The organism is Streptococcus sp. 2154, from assembly GCF_013277255.1.
GTDB lineage: Bacteria > Bacillota > Bacilli > Lactobacillales > Streptococcaceae > Streptococcus > Streptococcus pseudopneumoniae.
The window spans coordinates 43,576-50,972 of the sequence record NZ_VMMK01000019.1 but is presented as its reverse complement, the minus strand read 5'-3'; the positions used below and the strand labels follow the sequence as shown (position 1 = coordinate 50,972).

Annotated in this window: 8 protein-coding genes; all 8 read left to right on the top strand. The window is 37.9% G+C overall.

The genetic code is table 11. The features are described from left to right. Positions 1 to 55 precede the first annotated feature (55 nt). On the top strand, positions 56 to 1,573 hold the full coding sequence (locus HT693_RS02790) for a PTS transporter subunit EIIC (protein WP_031222794.1): 1,518 nt from the start codon (positions 56 to 58) through the stop codon (positions 1,571 to 1,573). Between the two features lie 123 nt (positions 1,574 to 1,696). Further along, positions 1,697 to 3,025: an ABC transporter substrate-binding protein gene (locus tag HT693_RS02785; protein WP_023936033.1), complete on the top strand. Its 1,329-nt coding sequence runs from the start codon at positions 1,697 to 1,699 to the stop codon at positions 3,023 to 3,025. Between the two features lie 250 nt (positions 3,026 to 3,275). After that, positions 3,276 to 4,142 carry a sugar ABC transporter permease gene (locus tag HT693_RS02780; RefSeq protein WP_161802645.1) on the top strand — a complete coding sequence of 289 codons (867 nt, stop codon included), beginning with the start codon at positions 3,276 to 3,278 and terminating at the stop codon, positions 4,140 to 4,142. A 15-nt stretch (positions 4,143 to 4,157) separates the two neighbouring features. Continuing rightward, positions 4,158 to 4,997, top strand: coding sequence for a carbohydrate ABC transporter permease (locus HT693_RS02775; RefSeq protein ID WP_001192006.1), 840 nt, complete (start codon positions 4,158 to 4,160; stop codon positions 4,995 to 4,997). A gap of 226 nt (positions 4,998 to 5,223) precedes the next feature. Continuing rightward, entirely contained in the window at positions 5,224 to 5,676 is a 453-nt protein-coding gene (locus HT693_RS02770) for a YhcH/YjgK/YiaL family protein (protein WP_023940408.1), read from the top strand. A gap of 326 nt (positions 5,677 to 6,002) precedes the next feature. Then, the gene (locus tag HT693_RS02765) at positions 6,003 to 6,347 is read left to right on the top strand and encodes a hypothetical protein (protein ID WP_025170608.1); all 345 of its coding nucleotides are present in this window, start codon (positions 6,003 to 6,005) and stop codon (positions 6,345 to 6,347) included. 33 nt (positions 6,348 to 6,380) lie between these two features. Further along, positions 6,381 to 6,575 (top strand): hypothetical protein, encoded by a 195-nt coding sequence (locus HT693_RS11840; RefSeq protein ID WP_001810112.1) that lies wholly within the window; start codon positions 6,381 to 6,383, stop codon positions 6,573 to 6,575. Between the two features lie 82 nt (positions 6,576 to 6,657). Next, positions 6,658 to 7,302, top strand: a complete 645-nt coding sequence (locus HT693_RS02760; protein WP_023940409.1) for a YesL family protein — start codon at positions 6,658 to 6,660, stop codon at positions 7,300 to 7,302. Positions 7,303 to 7,397 lie beyond the last annotated feature (95 nt).

The following is a 7,397-nucleotide window of genomic DNA, read 5'->3' as shown; positions in this document are numbered from 1 at the left end:
GAGATTACAGAACGCTTCGTTGCTGGTCTTAAATAAGATGTGAGGGGGGAGTTTTATATTTAAAGTTTTACAAAAAGTTGGAAAAGCTTTTATGTTACCTATAGCTATACTTCCTGCAGCAGGTCTACTTTTGGGGATTGGTGGTGCACTTTCAAACCCAACCACGATAGCAACTTATCCAATACTAGACAATAGTATTTTTCAATCGATATTCCAAGTAATGAGCTCTGCAGGAGAGGTTGTATTCAGTAACTTGTCACTACTTCTCTGTGTGGGATTATGTATTGGCTTAGCGAAACGAGATAAAGGAACCGCTGCGTTAGCAGGAGTAACTGGTTACTTAGTTATGACTGCAACGATCAAAGCTCTGGTAAAACTTTTTATGGCAGAAGGATCTGCAATTGATACTGGAGTTATTGGAGCATTAGTTGTCGGAATAGTTGCCGTATATTTGCACAACCGATATAGCAATATTCAATTACCTTCCGCTTTAGGATTCTTTGGAGGTTCACGCTTCGTTCCTATTGTTACATCGTTCTCTTCTATCTTAATTGGCTTTGTCTTCTTTGTTATTTGGCCACCTTTCCAACAACTTCTTGTTTCTACAGGTGGATATATTTCTCAGGCAGGTCCAATTGGAACTTTTCTATATGGATTTTTAATGAGACTTTCTGGAGCAGTAGGCTTACATCATATGATTTATCCTATGTTTTGGTATACTGAACTTGGTGGTGTTGAAACTGTTGCAGGACAAACAGTGGTTGGAGCTCAAAAAATATTTTTTGCTCAATTAGCCGATCCGGCTCATTCTGGATTATTTACAGAAGGAACAAGGTTTTTTGCAGGTCGTTTCTCAACAATGATGTTCGGTTTACCGGCTGCCTGTTTAGCGATGTACCATAGTGTTCCTAAGAATCGTCGTAAAAAATACGCGGGTTTGTTTTTTGGAGTTGCTTTAACATCTTTTATTACCGGTATTACAGAACCAATTGAATTTATGTTTCTATTCGTCAGTCCGGTTCTATATGTTGTTCACGCATTCCTTGATGGTGTCAGCTTCTTTATTGCAGACATCTTAAATATTTCAATAGGAAACACATTTTCAGGAGGTGTAATCGATTTCACTTTATTTGGAATTTTGCAGGGGAACGCTAAGACGAATTGGGTTCTTCAGATTCCATTTGGACTTATTTGGAGTGTTTTGTATTATATTATTTTTAGATGGTTCATTACTCAATTCAACGTTCTAACGCCAGGAAGAGGAGAAGAAGTAGATTCTAAAGAAATTTCTGAATCCGCAGATTCAACTTCAAATACTGCGGATCATTTAAAACAGGATAGCCTACAAATTATCAGAGCGTTGGGTGGATCAAATAATATAGAAGATGTAGATGCTTGTGTGACACGTTTACGTGTAGCTGTAAAAAAAGTTAATCAAGTTGATAAAGCACTTTTAAAACAAATTGGTGCAGTTGATGTCTTAGAAGTGAAGGGTGGCATTCAAGCAATCTATGGAGCAAAAGCAATCTTATATAAAAATAGTATTAATGAAATTTTAGGTGTAGATGATTAAGTACTTACTGACTTAATAAAAAATAGAGGAGAGTGATTGATGAGTAGGAAAAAATGAAAACGTATATAAATGCAAAGAACTCATTATCCAAGTTGGATACGCTTATAAAATAGGAGAATACAAATGAAATTTAGAAAATTAGCTTGTACAGTACTTGCGGGTGCTGCGGTTCTTGGTCTTGCTGCTTGTGGCAATTCTGGCGGAAATAAAGATGCTGGTAAATCAGGTGGTGACGGTGCCAAAACAGAAATCACTTGGTGGGCATTCCCAGTATTTACCCAAGAAAAAGCTGGTGACGGTGTTGGAACTTATGAAAAATCAATCATCGAAGCGTTTGAAAAAGCAAATCCAGATGTAAAAGTGAAATTGGAAACCATCGACTTCAAGTCAGGCCCTGAAAAAATCACAACAGCCATCGAAGCAGGAACAGCTCCGGACGTACTCTTTGACGCACCAGGACGTATCATCCAATACGGTAAAAATGGTAAATTGGCTGAGTTGAACGACCTTTTCACAGATGAATTTGTTAAAGATGTCAATAACGAAAACATCATACAAGCAAGTAAAGCTGGAGACAAGGCTTACATGTATCCAATTAGTTCTGCCCCATTCTACATGGCAATGAACAAGAAAATGCTAGAAGATGCTGGAGTGGCAAACCTTGTAAAAGAAGGTTGGACAACTGATGATTTTGAAAAAGTATTGAAAGCACTCAAAGACAAGGGCTACACACCAGGTTCATTGTTCAGTTCTGGTCAAGGGGGAGACCAAGGAACACGTGCCTTTATCTCTAACCTTTATAGCGGTTCTGTAACAGATGAAAAAGTTAGCAAATATACAACTGATGATCCTAAATTCGTCAAAGGTCTTGAAAAAGCAACTGGCTGGATTAAAGACAATTTGCTCAATAATGGTTCACAATTTGACGGTGGGGCAGATATCCAAAACTTTGCCAACGGTCAAACATCTTACACAACCCTTTGGGCACCAGCTCAAAATGGTATCCAAGCTAAACTGTTAGAAGCAAGTAAGGTAGAAGTAGTAGAAGTACCATTCCCATCAGACGAAGGTAAACCAGCTCTTGAATACCTTGTAAACGGATTTGCAGTATTCAACAATAAAGACGACAAGAAAGTCGCTGCATCTAAGAAATTCATCCAGTTTATCGCAGATGACAAAGAGTGGGGACCTAAAGACGTAGTTCGTACAGGTGCTTTCCCAGTCCGTACTTCATTTGGAAAACTTTATGAAGACAAACGCATGGAAACAATCAGCGGCTGGACTCAATACTACTCACCATACTACAACACTATTGATGGATTTGCTGAAATGAGAACACTTTGGTTCCCAATGTTGCAATCTGTATCAAATGGTGACGAAAAACCAGCGGACGCTTTGAAAGCCTTCACTGAAAAAGCGAACGAAACAATCAAAAAAGCTATGAAACAATAGTCCTTAGTTATTCTATAAAAAGTAGTTTTTAAAGAAGCTAAGAGTGTATACCCCCTTTTCCCTCTACACAGATAGTGTAAGAAAAGGGGGCTTTTGTTTAAAATGTAAGAAACTGTCACGAAATTAAAATGAAGTTCTTACATAAGCGAATCATAAAAAATTTCATTTTGATTTTAAAACAGTTCAAGAAAGTCAAAAAATTATTCTATTTGAAAGAGAGGTGCCGACTGTGAAAGTCAATAAAATTCGTATGCGGGAAACAGTGATTTCCTATGCTTTCCTAGCACCAGTGTTGTTCTTCTTTATTATCTTTGTTTTAGCACCAATGATTATGGGCTTCATCACAAGTTTCTTTAACTATTCTATGACTAGTTTCCAATTTGTGGGCTTAGATAACTATGTCCGTATGTTTAAAGATCCTGTCTTTGCAAAATCTCTGATTAACACAGTTATTTTGGTTATTGGATCTGTGCCAGTTGTTGTTCTATTTTCACTCTTTGTAGCATCGCAAACCTATCACCAAAATGCTATTGCCAGATCCTTCTACCGTTTTGTCTTCTTCCTTCCTGTTGTAACAGGTAGTGTTGCCGTAACGGTTGTATGGAAATGGATCTATGATCCATTATCAGGTATCTTGAACTTTGTGCTTAAATCAAGTCATATCATTACTCAAAACATTTCATGGCTTGGTGATAAGCACTGGGCATTGATGGCGATTATGATTATTCTCTTGACCACTTCAGTTGGTCAGCCCATCATCCTTTATATCGCTGCTATGGGGAATATTGATAATTCACTGGTTGAAGCGGCGCGTGTTGATGGTGCAACTGAGTTTCAAGTTTTCTGGAAGATTAAATGGCCAAGCCTTCTTCCAACAACTCTTTATATTGCAATCATCACAACAATTAACTCCTTCCAGTGTTTCGCCTTGATTCAGCTTTTGACATCTGGTGGTCCAAACTACTCAACAAGTACCTTGATGTACTACCTGTACGAAAAAGCCTTCCAATTGACAGAATACGGCTATGCCAACACAATTGGTGTCTTCTTGGCAGTCATGATTGCTATCGTAAGCTTTGTTCAATTTAAAGTACTTGGAAACGACGTAGAATACTAAAGAAAGGAGACAGTTATGCAATCTACAGAAAAAAAACCATTAACAGCCTTTACTGTTATTTCAACAATCATTTTGCTCTTGTTGACTGTGCTGTTCATCTTTCCATTCTACTGGATTTTGACAGGGGCATTCAAGTCACAGCCTGATACCATTATGATTCCGCCACAATGGTTCCCTAAAATGCCAACCATGGAAAACTTCCAACAACTTATGGTGCAGAACCCTGCCTTGCAATGGATGTGGAACTCAGTATTTATCTCATTGGTAACCATGTTCTTAGTCTGTGCAACCTCATCTCTAGCAGGTTATGTATTGGCTAAAAAACGTTTCTATGGTCAACGCATTCTATTTGCTATCTTTATCGCTGCTATGGCGCTTCCAAAACAAGTTGTCCTTGTACCATTGGTACGTATCGTCAACTTCATGGGAATTCATGACACTCTTTGGGCAGTTATTTTGCCTTTGATTGGATGGCCATTTGGGGTCTTCCTCATGAAACAGTTCAGTGAAAATATCCCTACAGAATTGCTCGAATCAGCTAAGATTGACGGTTGTGGTGAGATTCGTACCTTCTGGAGCGTAGCCTTCCCAATTGTAAAACCAGGGTTTGCGGCTCTTGCAATCTTTACCTTCATCAATACTTGGAATGACTACTTCATGCAGTTGGTAATGTTGACTTCACGTAACAATTTGACTATTTCACTTGGGGTTGCGACCATGCAGGCTGAAATGGCAACCAACTATGGTTTGATTATGGCAGGAGCTGCCCTTGCAGCCGTGCCAATCGTAACAGTCTTCCTTGTCTTCCAAAAATCCTTCACACAGGGTATTACTATGGGAGCGGTCAAAGGATAATACTCTGCGAAAATCGAATGCAAACTAGGTCAGCGTCACCTTGCCATACTTAAGTATTGCCTGCGGTTAGCTTCCTAGTTTGTTCTTCAATTTTCATTGAGTATAAGAGAATATAGAGTTATAAGTGTCTACAAAATGTTGGGTATTTGCTTACCATAAAGATTTTGTCAGACACTTATCAACTTAAGAATGGTTTTAGTTAACTATCAGAAACGAAGGAAAGAGTATGATTTTTGACGATTTGAAAAACATCACCTTTTACAAAGGGATTCATCCTAATTTAGACAAGGCTATCGACTATCTCTACCAACACCGTAAGGATTCTTTCGAATTAGGAAAGTATGATATTGATGGAGATAAAGTCTTTCTAGTTGTTCAGGAAAATGTCCTCAATCAAGCTGAAAATGATCAATTTGAACACCATAAGAACTATGCAGACTTGCATTTGCTGGTAGAAGGACATGAATATTCGAGCTACGGTTCACGTATCAAAGACGAGGCAGTAGCATTCGACGAAGCGAGTGACATTGGCTTTGTTTATTGTCATGAACACTCCCCACTCTTATTGGGTTATCACAATTTTGCGATTTTCTTCCCAGGTGAGCCACATCAGCCAACTGGCTATGCAGGCATGGAAGAAAAGGTTCGAAAATATCTCTTTAAAATTTTGATTGATTAAAAATAGGATGAATTGTTTTTTTGTAAAGCTTTGATAATACTCTACCATGAAATTGATCTTTGTGAGGTAGAGAAATGAGAATAAAATATTTAAAAATTGGTATCTTCTTGTCAGTCTGTTTATTGCTAATGAGTAATATTTTACCTTCAATTGTGTATGCGAATGAAGTCTCGCATATCCAAACTATACAGTCAGAAATGGATCGAATAGATGCAAAATTATCTCAAAATTACTTGCTAACTGAACAAGAAATTAAGGATTTGGTGGAAGATAGCAAAGGAGTCTATCCAGACATATCAGATGAACGTAAAATTGAATTGCTAGAAATGGTATCTTCTAAGTATGCTGCAAGAGCTAGTTTCTTAGATGGAAAGGGAATTACAGTTAATGAGATGGCTTGGATAATTAAGGGCATTGTGACTGGATTGATTGGTAAATACATAAAATTAGGTACTTATGCGGCTAAGTATGGTATTAGTATGGCGCGCTCGATCTTAAGTAGGGCAGCTGCAACTGCAGCAGCAAGAGTAGGATTATTGACCAAGATTTCTGGATGGATTTTACAAATAGCTGTGAATGTAGCTGATGTATATGGTAATTTTGCCTACAATATTGCTGCAGCTTGGGATGCACATGATAAAATCCCTAACAATGGTCGTATAAACTTTTAAAATGTGAGAATGAAAGCACTTTGTATTTTTTTATTGAAAGCACTTTGTATTTTTTTATTGAATATGTTAGCTTGGACAGTGCTTGCAATGATAATCCGTGGAGGGCTAGATGGATTTAATGAGCATACTTGGAGTACTATTTTAATTGCTTCGCTGTCCGGGATATATATAGATTATATGTCCATAGATAAAAGTAGAAAAAAGTCCAAAAGAAAAAAGAAAAAATAGATTTGTTCATGGTAGGGACTTATGAAAGCTTTACTGACAAAAAAGAAAACAGTTTACAAAGAAAAATGATGGAGGAGCAAACATGGCACAAAAAGGAGTAAGCCTTATCAAGGCAGCATTTGATACAGACAACTTTCTCATGCGTTTCAGTGAGAAAGTCTTGGACATCGTGACAGCCAATCTTCTTTTTGTCGTCTCTTGTTTGCCCATCGTGACGATTGGAGTGGCTAAAATCAGCCTCTACGAGACCATGTTTGAGATTAAGAAGAGCAGACGGGTGCCTGTTTTTAAAATCTATCTAAGATCTTTCAAGCAAAATCTGAAACTAGGTCTTCAGCTGGGTTTAATGGAGTTAGGAATTGTATTTCTTACCTTTTCAGATCTCTATCTTTTCTGGGGTCAAACAGCTCTGCCCTTCCAATTGCTGAAAGCCATTTGTTTAGGTATTCTGATGTTTCTTACTATCGTGATGCTGGCTAGTTACCCTATCGCGGCACGTTATGACCTATCTTGGAAAGAAATTCTTCAAAAAGGATTGATGTTGGCTAGTTTTAACTTTCCTTGGTTCTTCCTCATGTTAGCCATTCTTGTCCTCATTGTGATGGTTCTTTATCTGTCCGCCTTCAGTCTACTCTTAGGTGGCTCAGTCTTCCTACTTTTTGGGTTTGGACTATTGGTCTTTATCCAGACTGGATTGATGGAGAAAATTTTCGCAAAATATCAATAGGAGTCTTATTTCTGAAACTACTTTCAAAGGCTTCAAACGCTATTCTATAAGCTAGAAACTAAAATCTAAGTGTCTATAAGATATTGAAAGCCTTT

Excerpts from the sequence above, each read along its gene's own strand:
- HT693_RS02785 (WP_023936033.1), top strand. The coding sequence starts at position 1,697 with ATGAAATTTAGAAAATTAGCTTGTACAGTACTTGCGGGTGCTGCGGTT.
- HT693_RS02770 (WP_023940408.1), top strand. The coding sequence starts at position 5,224 with ATGATTTTTGACGATTTGAAAAACATCACCTTTTACAAAGGGATTCAT.
- HT693_RS02760 (WP_023940409.1), top strand. The coding sequence starts at position 6,658 with ATGGCACAAAAAGGAGTAAGCCTTATCAAGGCAGCATTTGATACAGAC.
- HT693_RS02780 (WP_161802645.1), top strand. The coding sequence starts at position 3,276 with ATGCGGGAAACAGTGATTTCCTATGCTTTCCTAGCACCAGTGTTGTTC.
- HT693_RS02775 (WP_001192006.1), top strand. The coding sequence starts at position 4,158 with ATGCAATCTACAGAAAAAAAACCATTAACAGCCTTTACTGTTATTTCA.
- HT693_RS02765 (WP_025170608.1), top strand. The coding sequence starts at position 6,003 with ATGGTATCTTCTAAGTATGCTGCAAGAGCTAGTTTCTTAGATGGAAAG.